Annotated in this window: 12 protein-coding genes and 1 tRNA gene; 6 read left to right on the top strand and 7 right to left on the bottom strand. The window is 60.3% G+C overall.

Going from position 1 to position 18,187, the window contains the following annotated elements:
* The first annotated feature begins 115 nt into the window (after positions 1 to 115).
* Complete coding sequence (locus tag BGO89_02705) at positions 116 to 2,845, top strand: hypothetical protein (protein ID OJX59428.1); 2,730 nt, start codon at positions 116 to 118, stop codon at positions 2,843 to 2,845.
* Here the strand turns inward: BGO89_02705 and BGO89_02710 are convergent.
* Positions 2,842 to 3,921, bottom strand: coding sequence for a choline monooxygenase (locus BGO89_02710; protein ID OJX59346.1), 1,080 nt, complete (start codon positions 3,919 to 3,921; stop codon positions 2,842 to 2,844). The two genes, BGO89_02705 and BGO89_02710, sit on opposite strands and share 4 nt — an antisense overlap.
* A 67-nt stretch (positions 3,922 to 3,988) precedes the next feature.
* On the opposite strand from BGO89_02710, the gene BGO89_02715 reads away from it, so the two are divergent.
* The 5 genes from BGO89_02715 to BGO89_02735 all read left to right on the top strand — a co-directional run bounded on the left by BGO89_02715 (position 3,989) and on the right by BGO89_02735 (position 9,530).
* Positions 3,989 to 6,880 carry an excinuclease ABC subunit A gene (locus BGO89_02715; protein OJX59347.1) on the top strand — a complete coding sequence of 964 codons (2,892 nt, stop codon included), beginning with the start codon at positions 3,989 to 3,991 and terminating at the stop codon, positions 6,878 to 6,880.
* 114 nt (positions 6,881 to 6,994) lie between these two features.
* Positions 6,995 to 7,741, top strand: coding sequence for a hypothetical protein (locus BGO89_02720; protein ID OJX59348.1), 747 nt, complete (start codon positions 6,995 to 6,997; stop codon positions 7,739 to 7,741).
* A 69-nt stretch (positions 7,742 to 7,810) separates the two neighbouring features.
* Positions 7,811 to 8,773 (top strand): electron transfer flavoprotein subunit alpha, encoded by a 963-nt coding sequence (locus BGO89_02725; GenBank protein OJX59349.1) that lies wholly within the window; start codon positions 7,811 to 7,813, stop codon positions 8,771 to 8,773.
* Positions 8,774 to 8,786: 13 nt separating this feature from the next.
* Positions 8,787 to 9,422, top strand: a complete 636-nt coding sequence (locus BGO89_02730; GenBank protein ID OJX59350.1) for a hypothetical protein — start codon at positions 8,787 to 8,789, stop codon at positions 9,420 to 9,422.
* A gap of 31 nt (positions 9,423 to 9,453) precedes the next feature.
* A tRNA-Met gene (locus BGO89_02735) sits at positions 9,454 to 9,530 on the top strand.
* 33 nt (positions 9,531 to 9,563) lie between these two features.
* Here the strand turns inward: BGO89_02735 and BGO89_02740 are convergent.
* The 6 genes from BGO89_02740 to BGO89_02765 form a co-directional block, all read right to left on the bottom strand.
* A complete protein-coding gene (locus BGO89_02740) occupies positions 9,564 to 10,094 on the bottom strand; it encodes a hypothetical protein (GenBank protein OJX59351.1) in 531 nt (176 codons plus the stop codon).
* Positions 10,091 to 11,152, bottom strand: a complete 1,062-nt coding sequence (locus BGO89_02745; protein ID OJX59352.1) for a hypothetical protein — start codon at positions 11,150 to 11,152, stop codon at positions 10,091 to 10,093. The genes BGO89_02740 and BGO89_02745 overlap by 4 nt, the downstream gene beginning before the upstream one ends.
* The gene (locus BGO89_02750) at positions 11,149 to 11,955 is read right to left on the bottom strand and encodes a nitroreductase (GenBank protein ID OJX59353.1); all 807 of its coding nucleotides are present in this window, start codon (positions 11,953 to 11,955) and stop codon (positions 11,149 to 11,151) included. Before BGO89_02750 ends, BGO89_02745 begins: the two co-directional genes overlap by 4 nt.
* A 10-nt stretch (positions 11,956 to 11,965) precedes the next feature.
* Entirely contained in the window at positions 11,966 to 13,786 is a 1,821-nt protein-coding gene (locus tag BGO89_02755; protein ID OJX59354.1) for a hypothetical protein, read from the bottom strand.
* Positions 13,787 to 13,819: 33 nt separating this feature from the next.
* Positions 13,820 to 15,610: a hypothetical protein gene (locus BGO89_02760; protein OJX59355.1), complete on the bottom strand. Its 1,791-nt coding sequence runs from the start codon at positions 15,608 to 15,610 to the stop codon at positions 13,820 to 13,822.
* 73 nt (positions 15,611 to 15,683) lie between these two features.
* Entirely contained in the window at positions 15,684 to 18,155 is a 2,472-nt protein-coding gene (locus BGO89_02765) for a DNA gyrase subunit A (GenBank protein ID OJX59356.1), read from the bottom strand.
* Between the last annotated feature and the right edge of the window lie 32 nt (positions 18,156 to 18,187).

Below are 18,187 nucleotides of genomic sequence, written 5' to 3' on the forward strand. Positions count from 1 at the left end.
CGAGGAGGGAGCTCCTGTGTCCGGGAGCGGACGCGTCAGGACGCCGAAGCAGGACAAGGATCTGATACGCCGATACCGCATCACGGCCATCCTTCTGGCCCTCACCGCGATCCTGATGCTCATCGCCCTCCTGTCGTACACGACGCATGACGAGGCGAATGCACAGTTGACCCTCCGCGACATGATCGGAGTGATCAGGGGCGACGAGGATCTGCGCGTGCGGTTCGAAACGACCCATAACTGGCTTGGCCTTCTCGGCGCGGTACTGGCGCACTGGATGTATACGTCGACGATCGGCGTGTGGTCCATCTGCATTCCGGTCCTGATGCTGTTCTGGGCTCGCGCGCTATTCACGCATCAGCGGCTCGGCCCCCTCCTCACACGCCGCTCGATCGCCACGATCGGAACGGCGACGTTGCTGTCCGCCTTCGTTGGAACGCTGCAACTCGTACCATGGATGTTCACGATCGACAGGGAATGGGCCGGAGCCATCGGACAGTTCATCGCCGGCGTCATCTCGCAGTTCATCGGTACGGCCGGATCGGCCGTCGTTCTGCTGGCCGCCCTTGCCTTCGCCTCCGTCATCGGGTTCGAGATCAACGTTGGTACGCTCGGTGTGCGCCTGCGGCTGCTGGTGTCGACCATGAAGGATCGATTCGCCAGGCACAACGTTTCCGCGGCCGGAGACGACGATGCGGGCGACGACATCCTCACGGACGAGGCGACGATGGCCGCTCCGGTGAGCGATCGTGACGACAATGACTTCATCAAGGTCGACAAGAGCGCAGGTGGTGCCGTGCTGAAGCCTCTCGGCACGGATGCGAAACCGTCACGGCAACGCAACGACGAGGAACCGGCCGAGATCATCCGCAGGAATGCGGGTCCGCAGGCTGGCACTCCACTCGCCCCTTCCGTCCGTATCGTCCGCCCGCTGCCCAAGCCTCCTGCGACTCCACCACCGGTCGATGAAGGTGTGGAAGAACCGTTGGAACAGCACGAAGCCGCTACACCGTCGGCCGAACAACCGGAACAGCCCAATATCCTGGACATGGATCTTGTGCAACGACGTCTTTCCGCACTCCATCCCAACAAGTCCATCTCCGTTCAGCCTCCGTCGACCGATGCCGGAGAGGTGGATGAGGATGTGACGGATGAGGACGAACAGGACGACGATGAATCCGTCGTCGAGGAGGCGACGGGCTACGTCGAGAACGGGCGGGGCGCGGAAGCCGAAGAAGAGCCGCAACCTCCTCCCGTCGTACCTCAGCGCGAACGGATCCAGGTCCAGCGTCCGCTGACGGTCATGGTCGAACAACCCGCCGGCAAGGAGCCGGAAATGGCCCTGCCCGGCAATGCGCTCTACGACGAGGAAATCCGCTTCCAACCGCCGACCATTTCCCTTCTCGTCCAGACGGACGAGTCCAGCGAGGTGGACGATTCGGAGCTGCAGGAGAACGCTCGCATCCTGCAGGAGAAGCTGGAGACATTCCGTATCAGGATCGAGAACCTTACCGTACAGCCCGGTCCCGTCGTCACGCAGTACGAATTCGTTCCTGCAGCAGGTATCAAGGTCAGCCAGATCGAATCCCTGGCCGACGACATCGCCCTTGCCCTCAAGGCGCAAGGCGTACGGATCATCGCTCCCATTCCCGGACGCGGTACGGTGGGTATCGAGATCCCCAATCACAAGCCCGCCATCGTCCGGTTCAGTTCGATCATCAAGAGTCCGAAGTATCACAATCCGGACATCAAGCTGCCCATCGCCATGGGCAAGACCGTCGTCGGTGAAGTCTACTGTGCCGATCTCACGAAGATGCCCCACTTGCTGATCGCCGGCGCCACCGGTAAGGGGAAGTCGGTCGGCATCAATACGATCATCGCCTCGCTGCTCTACAAGATGCATCCGCGCGATCTCAAGTTCGTGATCATCGACCCCAAGCGCGTGGAAATGAATCTGTACGCTTCTCTGAAGCACCACTTCATGGCCGTCTCGCCCGACATCGACGAAACGATCATCACGTCACCACAGAACGCCGTGGCCGTATTGAAGTCCGTCGTCGAGGAGATGCAGCAGCGATTCTCGCTCCTGGCCGCCGCAGGACAGCGTAACATCAACGACTACAATTCGAGGGTGAAGGACGGCAAGCTGACGGATAAGGGAGGTATCACGCATCGTCCCATGCCCTATATCGTCGTCATCATCGACGAGCTCGCCGATCTCATGATGACGGCCGGCAAGGAAGTGGAAGAGCCGATCTGCCGTCTCGCACAGCTCGCCCGTGCCGTCGGTATCCACTGTATCGTGGCTACGCAACGTCCGAGCGTCGACGTCGTGACGGGTTTGATCAAGGCCAACTTCCCCGCCCGTATCGCCTATCAGGTGTCGTCGCGCATCGACTCCCGTACGATCATCGACGGTAGTGGCGCCGAGCATCTCATCGGCAACGGCGACATGCTGTTCGCACCGGGCAATACGCCGAAGCCCATCCGTATGCAGAATGCCTTCATCAGCACGGAAGAGGTGGAAGAGCTCTGCGACTGGATCGGAAGGCAGAAGGGCTACTCCACCCCCTACATGCTGCCGAGTATATCGAACAAGCGCGGTGGTGGGCACGGTAGCGATGGTGGCGATCGTGACGTACTGTTCGAAGATGCGGCCCGTATCTTCATCCAGCTTCAGCAGGCTTCCGTGAGTACGTTGCAGCGCCGTCTGAAGGTGGGCTATGCCCGTGCGGCACGGATCGTGGACGAGCTGGAAATGGCCGGAATCGTCGGTCCGCCCGACGGTGCGAAGGGTCGCCAGGTGTTGCTCGACAGTGAGGCGGAACTCGAAGCCTATCTCTAGTCCCGACTTCCCGATTCGTCTCCGAACTCGCGAGCCAGGAGACGATGGAAGTGGTGGACGCCCTGCTCCCTGCGAACCGAGTATCGTCCGCGTTCATAGATGCGGGAACGCATTCCTTTCTGGACTGCCTCGACGATCTCCTCGTCCTCCCGTTCCACACGGTCGAGGTCGGAGCCGGCGCCGGTATCGTAACGCTCATCGTCCCAGACATAGGTTCGATAGGAAATCCGCGTACGATCGATGGCCAGAGGCTTGACGATGTTCATGGAAATGCCCCATGGATAGACGTTGAGCATGAGGTTCGGAAAGAGCCAGTAATAGTAGGCGGCGACGTCGCTTCCATGGAAGCAGTGCTCGGGCGACGTTCCCGTACCGATCTGGAGTACACCTCGAGGAAGCAGTTCCGTTCGGTAGTCCTGATACGAAAGGACGTCGTTCAACCCGGCGTGAACGAAGGGCACGTGGAAGCCTTCGAGATAGTTCTCGACATAGAGGGCCCAGTGTGCCTGGACCAGGTAATCCCTGTCATGCTGCGGTGCGTGACGTATCGCGGTGAGTGACATCCGGTCGGCATGGGCGTCCATCGGTGCGATCCATTCCTCGAACGGCATCATTGGATCGATCGAACCGAAGATCATGTCGCCCCACGATCCATGGGCGATCCTGACCAGATCGTCCTTCGGCGTCGGGAAGTCCGACGTTTCGCCGAACTCGGGCATGTGCCGGAACGTGCCGTCCAGGGAGAACCGCCGGCCGTGGTAGCGGCATTTCAGCTCGTTCAGCCGGCACGGAGCATTCACCACCAGGTTTCCCCGGTGTGTGCAGACATTGGACAGGACCCTCAGGTGACCATCCCTATCCCTCGTAACGACAAGGGGTTCGCAATGCGGCCCGTCGAGTATGGACGTGGGAGATGCCGTCCCCGGGACGCGGACGTCCGAACCGTCGGCAAGCCAGTGCCACGAGCGGCGGAAGATGCGATCCAGGCATCGGCCATGGCTCTCAGCATCGCGATACCAGGCCGATGGAACGGTCCAGGCGCGGGAAATGTCGGAATCGATGTCGAATCGTATCATGTCGGACAAGATACGCTCGGGAATTGTATCGTATTTTTGTTGGTTTCGCATACGTACATGATCGTCAATGGCGAAGAATACCACCCCCACGCAATCCGTTCCGGTGCCCGAAGAATTCACCTCCATCCTCATACGGGGTGCACGGGAGCACAATCTCAAGAACGTCCATCTCGAAATCCCGCGTGACAAGCTCGTCGTCGTGACGGGCCTCAGCGGTTCGGGCAAGTCGTCGCTCGCCTTCGATACCATCTATGCCGAAGGGCAGAGGCGGTACGTCGAGTGCATGTCCTCCTACGCACGCCAGTTCCTCGGTGTGATGAAGAAGCCCGATGTGGACGTGATCGAAGGCCTGTCGCCTGCCATCTCCATCGAACAGAAGTCCGTCGGTTCCAGTCCCCGCTCGACCGTCGGTACCGTGACGGAGATCTACGACTACCTTCGTCTGCTCTTCGCCAAGGTCGGTATCCAGTACTGCGTCGACTGCGACATCCCCGTGCAGCAGCAGACGATCGACCAGATCGTGGACACGCTCATGGCCATTCCCGAAGGGCGGCGGCTGCAGGTCCTGAGTCCGGTGGTCAAGGGCCGCAAGGGCCACTACCGCGAGCTCTTCGATCAGTTCCGGAGGCAGGGCTTCACCCGTGTCCGTGTCGATGGTGACATCAAGGACATCACCGAAGGGATGCAGCTCGCCCGGTACAAGGTGCACAACATCGACCTCGTCGTGGACCGTCTGAACGTGGATCCGAACAACCGGCGCAGGATGACGGAAAGCATCGAGACCGCCCTCAACATGGGTGAGGCAGGAGTCAACGTTCTGGAAGAACAGGCGGATGGAACCTGGAAGGACCTTTACTTCAGTACCAGCTATTCGTGTCCGTCGTGCGGACGTTCCTACGAGACACCTGCACCGAACATGTTCTCCTTCAACTCGCCCTTCGGCGCATGTTCGACGTGCGAAGGCATCGGCGAGATGATGGACTTCGATCCCGCACTGGTTATTCCGGACCCGAACAAGTCCATCGAGCAGGGCGGTATCGCACCGCTCGGCAAGAAGCGTGAGACATGGCTCTGGAAGCAGGTCATCGCCTTCTGCGAACATCGCGGCGTCGACATGACGAAGCCGCTCGGTTCGTTACCGGAAGAGGACGTACAGGCAGTGCTCTACGGCACGGAGGGAAGCTCCGTCTCCGTGAATTACAGCGGCACGTCCATCAAGCACAAGTACATCGGCGTACTGCCGAGTCTGCGACATCAATTCGAGCAGACGACGACGGCCAGCGTACGGAGGAGCATCGAGAAATACTTCGCCACGATACCCTGCCGTACGTGCAAGGGAGCGCGGCTGAAGGAAGAGCATCTCTTCGTGCGCGTCGCCGAGGCCAACATCCATGCCACGACGATCATGGATATCGAGACCGCGGAGTCGTGGTTCTCTGCCCTGCCGGCGAAACTGACCGACAGGCAGAATATCATCGCGACCATGATCCTGAAGGAAATCGTCACACGTCTGAGCTTCCTGCGCAACGTCGGACTCACCTATCTCACGCTGGACCGTTCCGCACGATCGCTGTCGGGCGGCGAATCGCAACGTATCCGGCTGGCTTCGCAGATCGGCTCCCAACTCGTCGGTGTCACCTACGTCCTCGACGAGCCGAGCATAGGTCTGCATCAGCACGACAACCGCAAGCTCATCGCTTCGTTGAAGAGCCTTCGCGATCTCGGCAACTCCATCCTCGTCGTCGAACACGACCGGGAGATGATCGAGGAATCGGACCACGTCGTCGACATCGGTCCCGGTGCCGGCGTCCATGGCGGCGAGGTCGTCGCGGCCTTCCATCCCAAGGACGTGAATGCGGAGAGCATGGCGGTCGGCGAACGTTCGCTGACGCTCCAGTACCTGTCCGGCAAGCGCACGATTCCCATTCCTGCCGAACGCCGTCCGGGCAACGGCAAGACGATCAGGCTCGTGGGTGCATCGGGGCATAACCTCCGGAACGTGACGATGGAGATTCCTCTCGGAACCTTCGTCTGCATTTCCGGTATGAGCGGCTCGGGCAAGAGCACGCTCATCAATGATACGCTGTATCCCTTGCTGGCACGCCACTTCTACAACAGCGAGGTCCAGCCGCTGAAGCACGACCGCATCGAAGGCCTCGAGAACATCGACAAGGTCATCGAGATCGACCAGACACCGATCGGACGCACGCCGCGAAGCAATCCGGCGACTTATACCGGGCTCTTCACGCAGGTCCGCGATTTCTTCACGATGCTTCCCGAAGCGAAGATCCGTGGCTACAAGGCCGGACGCTTCTCGTTCAACGTATCGGGTGGACGCTGCGAAGAATGCGAGGGTGCGGGCATACGAAAGATCGAGATGAACTTCCTGCCCGACGTCTACGTCCCCTGCGACACATGCGGTGGCAAGCGCTACAACAGCGAGACTCTCGCCGTACGCTTCAAGGGCAAATCCATCGCCGACGTCCTCGACATGACCGTGGAAGAAGCCTTCGAACTCTTCCAGGACATACCCAAGATCAAGCACAAGCTCGCCACGCTGATGGACGTCGGTCTCACCTACATCACGCTCGGTCAGCAGGCCCCCACGTTATCCGGCGGCGAAGCGCAGCGCGTCAAGCTCGCCACGGAACTGTCGCGGACCGGTACGGGCAGGACGATGTATCTGCTCGACGAACCCACGACCGGCCTGCATTTCGAAGACATCCGCATCCTCCTCAAGCTGCTCGAGAAGCTCGTCGACAAGGGCAATACGGTTGTCGTCATCGAACATAACCTCGATGTCGTCACCTATGCCGACCACATCATCGACCTGGGGCCGGGCGGTGGACGCGACGGAGGCCGCATCGTTGCTACAGGCACGCCGGAAGCCGTGGCGAACGAGCCCGAAAGCATGACCGGCCAGTATATCCGGACCATGCTGCCAGCGACGCAGCCATGAAACAATTCCACGTGATTCGACGGCGAAACGGCCCGCGATCCGTCCCGACTCCTCGTTTCCGTTTCGTATTTTCGCCTTCTTGTTCGAACTCCAGTTGCTTATCGAAGGAACGTCATGAACATTCTCGTTTGCATCTCCCAGGTGCCTGATACCGTGACCAAGATCGCTGTCGGTACGGACGGCGTCAGTATCAACCCCCAGGGCGTGAAATTCATCCTGAATCCCTACGACGAATTCGCCATCGAAGAGGGCCTGCGCCTGAAGGAAAAGAACGGCGGCACGGTCACCACGCTGACCGTGGGCGGTGAAGGCGCCAAGGACATCCTCCGTACTGCTCTCGCCATGGGTTCCGATACGGCCATCCTGGTGAAGGACGACGCACGCAGCGATTCGTTCTCCGTAGCGGCCAGCATCGCCGATGCGGCACGCGAGCTTTCGCCCGACCTCGTGATCTTCGGACGCCAGAGCATCGACTTCGATTCGTTCCAGGTTCCTCCCATGGTGGCAGAACTCCTGAACCTGCCCAACATCTCCATGGTCTCGAGCCTCACGATCGACGGCACGAACGTCACCGCCGAACGCGACATCGAAGGCGGCAAGGAAACCGTCGTCACCACCCTGCCCTGCGTCATCAGCGCACAGAAGGGGCTCAACGATCCGCGCTATCCGAAGCTTCCGGACATCATGAAGGCCAAGTCCAAGCCCATCACCGAACGTGCCCCTTCGTCCGAAGCCGCCCGCACGCAGACGATGTCCATGAACCTGCCGGACAACAAGCGTCTCGGAAAGATCGTCGGCGACAGCGATGCCGACATCAGCGAATTCGTACGTCTCCTTCACGAAGAAGCGAAGATGATCTGACGACCGCGGTCCGGTCGGGATCGGACCTGAACTTCACCAACAACGACATCAACAAGAAGAATCCGAATCATGACAGTACTCGTAGTTCTCGAACCCCAGGGAAATGGCCTTCGCCGGACGTCGTATGAAGTGATCACGGCAGCATTCGCCATTCCTGGTGCGACCGTCACGGGCGTGGCCATGAATGCCACGAACGAACAACTCCAGACCGCAGGCGACTATGGTCTGACCTCCTGCCTGAATGCCACCGGCGACGCCGTGTCGACGTTCTCCAACGGTACCTTCGCCACGGTCGTGGCGGAAGCCGCCCGCAAGACCGGTGCGACCGTCGTACTCTTCGGTGCGAATGCCACCGGCAAGGACGTGGCACCCCGCGTGGCCGTGAAGCTCGGCGCCGGCTTCGTGCCCGACTGTGTGGCCCTGACGGCCAACGGCGACACGCTGCAGGCCGTTCGCCCCGTCTATGCAGGCAAGGCGGAACTGACCGTCAAGCCCCTCACCGCTTCCGCCGTCTATACACTGCGTCCGAATGTCTTCACGGCCAGGAAGGGTGACGGAGCATCCGTCTCCGTCGAAGCCTTCTCGCCCGCCATCGATGCAGGTGTGCGCACGGCACGCGTCACGAACGTCGTCAAGAACGAAGGCGCACTCGACGTTGCCGAAGCCGACATCGTCGTCTCCGGTGGTCGTGGCCTCAAGGGCCCCGAACACTTCCATCTCGTCGAAGAACTCGCCCGTAGCCTTGGTGGTGCCGTCGGTGCATCCCGTGCAGTCGTGGACGCAGGCTGGCGTCCGCATCGCGAGCAGGTAGGACAGACGGGCAAGACCGTCTCTCCCAACATGTATGTCGCATGCGGTATCAGCGGCGCCGTGCAACATTTGGCCGGTATGTCGTCGTCGAAGATCATCGTGGCCATCAACAAGGACAAGGAAGCTCCGATCTTCAAGATGGCGGACTACGGCATCGTCGGTGATGTTTTCGAGGTTCTGCCGAAACTGACGCAGAAGATCTCTGCTATCACGGGGAAGTGAGATATATTTCCGCATGAACAAGGTTCAGGTCGATATTCTGGGGCTCAGCGTGAGTCCCGCCAGCAATGGCGCCTACGCCCTCATCCTGAAGGAATCGGACGGTGTGCGCCGCCTTCCGATCGTGATCGGCGGCCCCGAAGCGCAGGCCATCGCCAACGAACTCGAGGGGATCAAGGCACAGCGTCCGATGACGCATGACTTGCTCCGCAGCGTGATCGAGGCACTGGGAGGCCATCTGCGCGAGGTCGTGATCAACAACCTCAAGGAAGGGACCTTCTACGCTTCCCTGGTCTTCGAATACACGGATCAGGAAATCGACTCACGCCCGAGCGATGCCATCGCCCTGGCCGTACGGTGCGGCGTGCCCATCTTCGTAAGCGAGGAGATCATGCAGGAAGCGTCGTTCAAGCCGGGCGACGAGGAGTTGCCAGACGCTGCAGGCGAGGAAGCAGGTGAAGACGGAGACGAGGAAGAGGACGAACTCAGCATGCTGAAGAGCAGCGGTGAGACGAAGGAAGCCGAACCTCAGTCGGCGAGTCTCACCCATCGTCAACGCCTCGAACAGGAGCTGAATCAGGCCATCAACGTGGAAGACTACGAGAAGGCGGCGCGTCTTCGTGATGAACTTCAACGATTGACTGGCGAATAAGCCGGCTCTTCGTATATTTGCAGCTCTCTACGCCGGAGTAGCTCAGCTGGTTAGAGCAACGGAATCATAATCCGTAGGTCGGGGGTTCAAGTCCCTCCTCCGGTACCACGAAGCCCTCGCACTATGCGGGGGCTTTGTGTTTCAGGGTCCTTCCTTCCCTTCTTCCAACGCCCGGTTCTCCGTTGGAATGCGGATTCCCAGCAAGAGGATCGCATTGAGTACCGTCACGACGATAGCTGTGACCGGTGCCCCCACGAGCATCGGAATGCAGAACAGCTCCGCCACCACCGCGACGTAGTTCGGATGCTTCATGAAACGGTAGGGGCCCTGTTCGACAGGACTTCGTCCGGGAACGACGATGATACGCGTGTTCCATGCTTCGCCGAGCGACGTGATTGCCCAGTATCGAAGCCCTTGTGCGGCGATGACGACAGCGGCACACATCCACCACCACCATGATATGGGATCGGGTAATTCCGTCGCTTTCCGCATCGTGCTTTCGACGACCATTGCCGCGAACCACGTCGTATGCAGGACGATGAAGAACGGATAGTGTCGTGCTCCGTATTCCCTTCCACCGTGTGCCATCGAGATCCGTGCGTTGCGTGCTGCGATGCGCAGCTCGAAGAGCCGCTGCACGACGAGCAGTACGATGATGGACGTGAGCATCATGAAGGGCGCTCGAGCAGAACGAACTCCGCACTGAAGCCGGGGCCGAGAGCCATGGCAACGCCATATCGGCGCGGCCATACGACACGCTCCCGGAGGATACGCTCGATCACGAACAGGACGGAAGCACTGGAGAGATTGCCGAAGTCGTGGAGGACCCCTTTCGCCGCTGCCATGGCCTCGTCATCCTCTTCTATCGTCAACGCCACGGAATAGGCATCGATCACCTTCGCTCCACCCGGATGCGCGAGGAAGGTACCGACGTCGTCACGACCGATGCCCCAGTATTCGAGTGCCTCGGAGAACGTCGAGGGAAGATGCGTCGTGATGAAGTCGGGAATGTCGCGTGAGAACCGGACCTTGAAGCCCGTATCGATCACATCCCATCCCATGATGTCCTCTGTATCGGGATAGAGCGTACTGAAACTCGATCGGATCGCCGGGCCGTGGCCCTGCGCATCGATGACGACCGCTGCCGCACCGTCCGCGAACAGACTCGCTCCCACGATGTTGCTCTTGCTCGTATCACCGCGCTGGAACGTCACGCTGCATATCTCCACGGCGATGAGCAATACCGGCTGGCCATCGTGATGGCGGCAGGCCTCGGCCGCACGTGCGAGTCCTGCCACGCCGCCTGCACATCCGAGACCGAAGATCGGTGTGCGATGGGCATGCGGCGACAGGCCGAGTCGCCTGATGACGTACGAGTCGAGACTCGGCGTCGCGATACCGGTCGTGGATACGACGATGACGGAGGCGATGTCCGAAGCGCTCCTTCCCGCCTGTTCCAGTGCGCTACGTGCCGCCGTACAGGCCAGGTCGACGGCCGACTCGATGAAGGCTTCCGTCGTTTCACGAAGACCACGTGGCTCGAAATACCACGGTATCGAACGTATGACGTAGCGCGCTCCGATGTGGTCGTGGTCGAAGACCGACAGCATCCTGTCCAGCACGGGAGACTCGTCGCCATAGACGATCCGCATGACGTCGCGCACTTCACCCTGCGTGATCCGGTGAGGAGGCACGGCTGTTCCGATTCCGGCGATACGTGGCTTCTTCATAGTAACGACTCCGGGGCATCCGGTTCCGGTGTGGCGCAGGTATTCCTGTAGGCGAGCTGCGAGAGGCGCTTGCGTTGATCGCTCTTCCAGTCGATGCGCGGGCGCTGCTTCTCGGGAGGAAGATAGCCGAGGCGATACAATGCCATCAGTTCGAGGGATTCAGGCACGTCGAGGAGCGCCTTGAGTTCCTCCCATGCATCGGGGATCTCCATCGGCGTGGAGATGAACTGAATACCCATACCGAGCTCTCCTGTCATGAGCCAGATGTGTTCGATGGCCATTCCCATGCTGAGCTGGCAATAGTAGCCGCTGAGCTCGCCTGGACGATATTCTTCCCTGGTGAGCAGCACTGCGAGGATGAGCGGACTCTCCTCGATCAGCTTGCGATTGTCCTCGCCGAGAAGCTTCGGCACTCCGAGTCTGGCCATGATCTTCATCGCGGTATCGCTCAGGACCTGTTTGACGAACGGACGCAAGGGACCGGGCAACTGATCGACGAAGATGCCGTCGCGCCGTGTATCCATCTCCGCCTCTGTGAAACGGAAGTACTTCCTGTACCGCTGGAAGAACGTTCCCTGCTCCATCAACTGCCTCATCGTACGACCGCCGATCTCCGCGATGCGACGACGGACATCGGCGTCGTCGATCAGCACGAATCGCCATGGCTGTGAATTGAAATGACTCGGGGCGCGCCCTGCCGCCTCGACCAGCAACCGCTGATGTTCGAGAGAAACGGGACGGGGATCGAAATGACCGTTCGTCGTCTTTCTCGTCCTGATCGCATCGCGAAGACTGAGTACCATGATCGCTCCTCTATTCGTCCGCCGTTGTTTCATCGTACATGGCGTCGATGACGTCCTTGTACTGCTTCTCGACTTCCTTGCGTTTGATCTTCAGTGTCGGCGTCAGCATGCCGTTCTCGACCGTGAAGGGTGTGGACAGGATGGTGAAGCGCCGGACGCGTTCGTACTTGGAAAGGTCCAGCTGGAGGCGTGTGATGTCCGACCGTATCGCACGATACGTTTCCTCGCTGGCGAACATTTCCTCGCGCGAGGATGCCGAGAGCCTGTTGTGCGTGAACAGGTCACGTACGGCGTCTTCGTCGGGAACGACGAGTGCGGTGCAGTATTCGCGGCGATCTCCGATCAGGATGACCTGGTCGATGAGGGACGATTGCAGCATCGCCTGTTCGATCGGCTGCGGTGAGATGTTCTTTCCGCCGCTGCTGACGAGGATGTGTTTCTTGCGATCGGTGATCCTGAGGTTGCCGTCGCCATCGATCACGCCGATATCGCCCGTATGGATCCATCCCGCAGGATCGATTGCCTCGGCCGTCGCGGCATCGTCCTGCCAGTATCCGCGCATGACGTTCGGACCGCGTGCGAGGATCTCGCCATCGTCCGCGATGTGGATCCTGACGTTCGGCAACGGCTTTCCTACCGTACCGAAGGCGATGTCGCCCGGTCGCGTGACGCACAGCACGGGTGACGTTTCGGTGAGACCGTAACCTTCGAGGATGACGATACCCATCGCCTGGAAGAAGCGACCGATGTCGGGCGCGAGCGCCGCACCTCCCGACACGAAGAAGCGCAGTCTACCTCCCATACGTTCACGAACGGATGAGAAGACGAGCCGATCGGCGAGGGCATGCCGTGCGGCGAGCAACGGACCACGCCTGCCTGCCCTATCCGCATCGAGTGCACGCAGCCCGACGTCGACCGCCCAATGGAAGATGCGTTGTCGCATTGCCGACTGCTTGTCCACGGACGCGAGGATACGTCCGCGTACGCGTTCGAAGAGTCTCGGCACGGATGTCATGACGGTCGGACGTACCTCACGAAGATTGTCCGCCACGGATTCGATGGATTCCGCGAAATAGGTGGAGGCACCGGTCGTGAAGGCGCAATAGAATCCGGCCATTCTCTCGTACGAATGGCATAACGGGAGATAGGACAGGAAGATGTCCGCTTCGCTCACCGGCAATACCGCGAGGGCACCGGCGATGTTGGACGTGATGTTGCGGTGCGTGAGCATCACACCTTTCGGGGTACCCGTCGTACCACTGGTATAGATCAGCGTCAGGAGATCGTCGGGCTGGACACGCATCGCCATGGTCCTGAACTTCCGTTCGCGGTCGTCGGCCGTGGCCGACGACTCGCCTCTTCGTACGATGTCGCTGAAGCGGACGATGCCGGGACCGGCTTCCACGTCGTCGTTCATCACGACGACGGTCCGCAGGTTCGGTAATTCGTCACGGATCCTGTTGATCTTTCCCAGCTGGAAGGCATTGGAGACGATGATCACGGAGGCTTCACAGTCGGCGAAGATCTGTGCTTCCTGGCGAGCCGTCAGTGTCTGGAAGACGGGAACGTCGATGGCGCCGAGCGTGTTGATGGCGAAGTTGGCGATGGGCCATTCGATCCTGTTCTCCGATGCGATGCCGATGCGTTCGCCGGGAACGACACCTTCGAGGAGAAGACCCAGGGCGAAGCATTCCACCCGACGGCGGAGATCGTCGTGCGAGGTATGCCGCCACGTGCCCTGCGCCTTGTGCGCATAGGCCGTCTTGTCCGGCCGACCACGGAACCTGTCGCAGACATCGAGGAACAACGCGGGAATCGTTCCAGGAACCATACTGCCTCCTCGTACTGGAAGCTGCAAGATACTTCAATCGAAGAACGACCAGTTCAGGGTAAAACGGAGATTACGCTGCGCTTCGGGTGAGAGTTCCGTCGTCGCGTACCGTTGCTGGAAAAGATTCTCCCAGCTCAGCCGTACGGTGGCATTGCCGAGGGTCGCGGCAAGGAATCCGTCCAGTCCGTTACCGATCCAGTCCTGCTTCGTGGATCCGGGAAGGTAGGACCATGTGAGCGGATCGTACTGCATGGGTCGCATGGGGGAAAAACCGCCGGCCGTGATGCCGAGACTTACGCTGCTCGTCCCGACTTCGTAGACGTAGGCCACGGAAACGTGACCGCTGACGAGAGGCAGCCGCTCATCGTTGGTTCCCGACGTCGTCGAGCGCTGGATGCGTACGACCGGCCTGACTTCGAAGGCACCGAAGCGTGCCGTGCCCTGGCCGACGACACCGCTCGCGGTCTGGTTCACGGCGTCGGCGATACGATGGTAGCCGATGATCGTCGCCGAATTCTTCTCGTGGTGCCACCGGAGTGCGGCCATGGCCAGCGTCTGGCGGATCGACGTGCCGATGCTACTGAGATCGGCGGATACCGACCAGTCCTTCGCGGCTCTCCACAGGAGCGAAGCTCCTGCGCCGCTGACGAGCGTATCGTGTGCGGATCGCGACAGCCGTGCCGCGGCGCTGACGTCAATCTCGCCGAGACGCAGACGTGCATGACCGAAGAGGCCCGTCGTCACACCATCGTATGCCGTCGTGTAGATGGTCCGTTCCTGCGATGCGTGCTCGATCACGACACCGGACCGGATGAGGAGTGGTCCGAACCTGCGTTCGAAGCGCCCGATCGCACCAAGGGTACGTCCGTGGAGGACGGCTCCGGTACTGTCGCGCAGGCGCAGCATGTCCATCGTCGAGAGATAGGTCGAAATGGAAACGAGTCCGGTGGAATCACCGGGTGTGATGAGCGACGACGAAAGCGTGACGTCGTGACGCCGCGATTCGTCGCGAAGGGCCGCATAGCGCGGCAACGCGAAGTCGTCGGTCATGGACGCCGACCCCGGGAGGATGCCCCCCCACAGATCGGTATTGAGACTGGCGAGATTGTAGGAGAGCGAGAGGTGGATGCGCTCCGTGGCCGTATAGCGGACGGCCGCGCGGACGTTCCAGACGTCGAAGCCCGTTCGTGCATAGGAGCCGTTGGCTCCGGATCTTCGCACTCCGACGGCGATGTTGAGGTCGCGTGCCACGTTTTGTGCGAGCGACACATCGGCTGCGATGAGATCGCCTGCTTCCTGTGTATACCACAATCGTGTGAACGGCGTCGCGATGTTGTGACGGATTTCCTGAAGGTTCAGGACTGCGAGCGTGGATGACGGTGCGAGACCGATGGCATCGCTGCCGACATAGAGTTCCATGCGTTCCAGGCCTTCGACGGCGACCTGTTCGAGATGGAGGGAACCGGACCACGGTTCGTACAATGCCCTGCCGTTCATGCTCACGGCGAGATCGTTCCCCGTTCCGCCGGCGATGCTGAGACTGTTGTACTGTCCGAACCCGCCCGCGGACAAGGCCATCCATGGTGTGGAGCGGGTCAGCAGCTCGGGAAGCGATCTGTACTGGACGTGTCTGGTATCGCGCTTCGTGATGTCGAACTGCGGTGTCGGATCGAGGACGGAAAGACGTCCGTGGCCATCGTAGGGAATATTGAGTGAGTCGGGGCGTTCTACCTTACGCTTCGCGAAGGAACTGTCGTTCGGATCCGTGCTCTTGCGTCCATCCCGCACGACCTGTCCCGACGCCGTCATCGAGAAGAGTACCATCAACATGCAAAAGGCAGGTATCGAACCTGCCCATTGCATGCGTATTCGTGGTAGTCGCGTCATTGTCCGTGCGTCAGGCCTCTGCCGTCTCTTCGCCTTCGGTCGCATCGTCTTCGTCGTCACGCGTGACCGTGGTGATGTCGGCGATGGTGTCGGCTTCCTCGAGACGGATGAGCTTCACGCCCTGCGTGTTACGGCCGAGCGTGCGGACGTCCCTGACGGGTTGACGGATCAGGATTCCGTTGACGGTGATCACGACGAGATCGTCGGCGTCGTTGACTTCGAGAATGGCGCAGATCGGGCCTGTCTTGTCGGTGATGTTCATCGAGATCACGCCCTTGGCACCGCGCTTCGTCATGCGGAAGTCGTCCACACGCGTGCGCTTGCCGTAGCCCCTGGAGCCGACGACGATGACCTGCGAGTCTCCGTGACGGACGGCCGTCAACGAGATGACTTCGGCATCGCCTTCGAGGGAGATACCTTTCACACCCGCTGCTCCGCGGCCCATGGAACGAACGTCCGACTCATGGAAACGAACGGCGAGTCCGGAACTCGAGCCGATGAGGATGTCGTTGTTACCGTCCGTGAGACGGGCGCCGATGAGGCGATCGTTCTCGTCGAGATTGATGGCGATGATACCGTTGCTGCGGACGTTGGCGAAGTCGCTCACGGGCGTCTTCTTCACCGTACCGTTCTTCGTCGCGAAGAAGATGAACTGGTCGTCGCGTTCGAAGTCCGTCACCGTCAGGTAGGCATTGACCTTTTCGTCGCCGGCCTTCTGGATGACGTTCGCGAGCGAGCGCCCCTTCGCATTCCGCGAACCTTCGGGAATGTCGTAGACCTTGACGCGATAGACGCGTCCACGATCCGTGAAGAACAGCAGGTAGTGGTGCGTCGACGCGCGGAAGACCGTTTCCACCCAGTCGTCTTCATAGGTACCGGCACCGCTGACGCCACGGCCGCCCTTGTGCTGACGGCGATACGTGGTTACGGGGGTCCGCTTGATGAAGCCGTTATGCGAGATGGTGACGATGACTTCTTCGTTGGCGATCATGTCTTCGAGCGTGAAATCCTTCGCATCGAAGACGATCTGCGTGCGGCGTTCATCGTTGTGCTTTGCGGCGAGTTCGCGGAGTTCGTCGCCGATGAGTTGCATCTGCAGTTCCTTGCTGGCGAGAATGCTGCGGAGGCGTTCGATGGTTTCGATGACTTCGCGGTATTCTGCCTGGATCTTGTCGCGCTCGAGGCCGGTGATACGCTGCAGACGCATATCGAGAATGGCCTTGGCCTGGATCTCGGACAGACCGAAGCGCGATTGCAGGCGCTCGCTGGCCGTCGGTACGTCCTTCGATTCCTTGATGGTCTTGATCACCTCGTCGATGTTGTCGAGGGCGATGATGAAGCCTTCCAGGATATGGGCACGCTTCTCGGCAGCGGTGAGGTCGAACTGTGTCCGGCGGACGATGACCTCGTTCCGGTGCTTGACGAACGCTTCGATGAGTTCCCTCAGCGTAAGGATGCGCGGGCGGCCTTCGACGAGGGCGAGCATGATCACACCGAAGGTGACCTGCAACTGCGTGTGCTTGTAGAGATTGTTCAGCACGACCATCGGAATGCCGTCACGCTTCAGCTCGATGACGACGCGCAGGCCGTCGCGGTCGGATTCGTCACGGATATCCGAAATGTCTTCGAGGGTCTTGGCCTTCACGAGGTCGGCGATCTTCTCGATGAGGCCGGCCTTGCTGACCTGATAGGGCAGCTCAGTGATGACGATGGATTCCTTGCCCTGCTTGTTCGTTTCGATATTGGCCTTCGCGCGCACGAGGATCTTGCCCCGGCCCGTCGTATAGGCCTGGCGGACGCCTTCGTAGCCGTAGATGATACCACCCGTCGGGAAGTCCGGCGCGGTGATGTACTTCATCAGTTCTTCGTTGGTGATGTTGGGATCGGTGATCCATGCCTGGATACCGTTCAACACCTCACGCAGGTTGTGCGGCGGAATGTTCGTGGCCATACCCACGGCGATACCGTTCGCGCCATTGACGAGCAGCGTGGGCAGTACCGTCGGCAGTACCGTCGGTTCCTGGAGGGAATCGTCGAAGTTGGAACGGAAGTCGACCGTGTCCTTGTCGATGTCCCGGATGACTTCCATCGCAAGCGGTGCGAGGCGGGCTTCCGTATAGCGCATGGCTGCGGGGCTGTCACCGTCCACGGAACCGAAGTTACCCTGGCCGTCGACGAGCATGTAGCGCATCGACCATTGCTGGGCCAAGCGTACCATGGCATCGTATACGGAGGAGTCACCGTGGGGGTGGTACTTTCCGAGCACTTCGCCGACGATACGGGCACTTTTCTTGTAGGGCCGGTTCGGCGTCATACCGAGTTCGTACATGGCGTACAGCACCCGGCGGTGTACGGGTTTCAGACCATCGCGCGCATCCGGAAGGGCGCGGGAAACGATGACGGACATGGAATAATCGAGATACGAATCGCGCATCTCGTCTTCCATCAGAATCTGCAGAATTCGCTCGTTCGGGAAGGCCATACGGTCTTAGAGGATGATTGGAACGTGCAAAA

The sequence above is a fragment of the Candidatus Kapaibacterium thiocyanatum genome, assembly GCA_001899175.1.
Lineage (GTDB): Bacteria > Bacteroidota > Ignavibacteria > Kapaibacteriales > Kapaibacteriaceae > Kapaibacterium > Kapaibacterium thiocyanatum.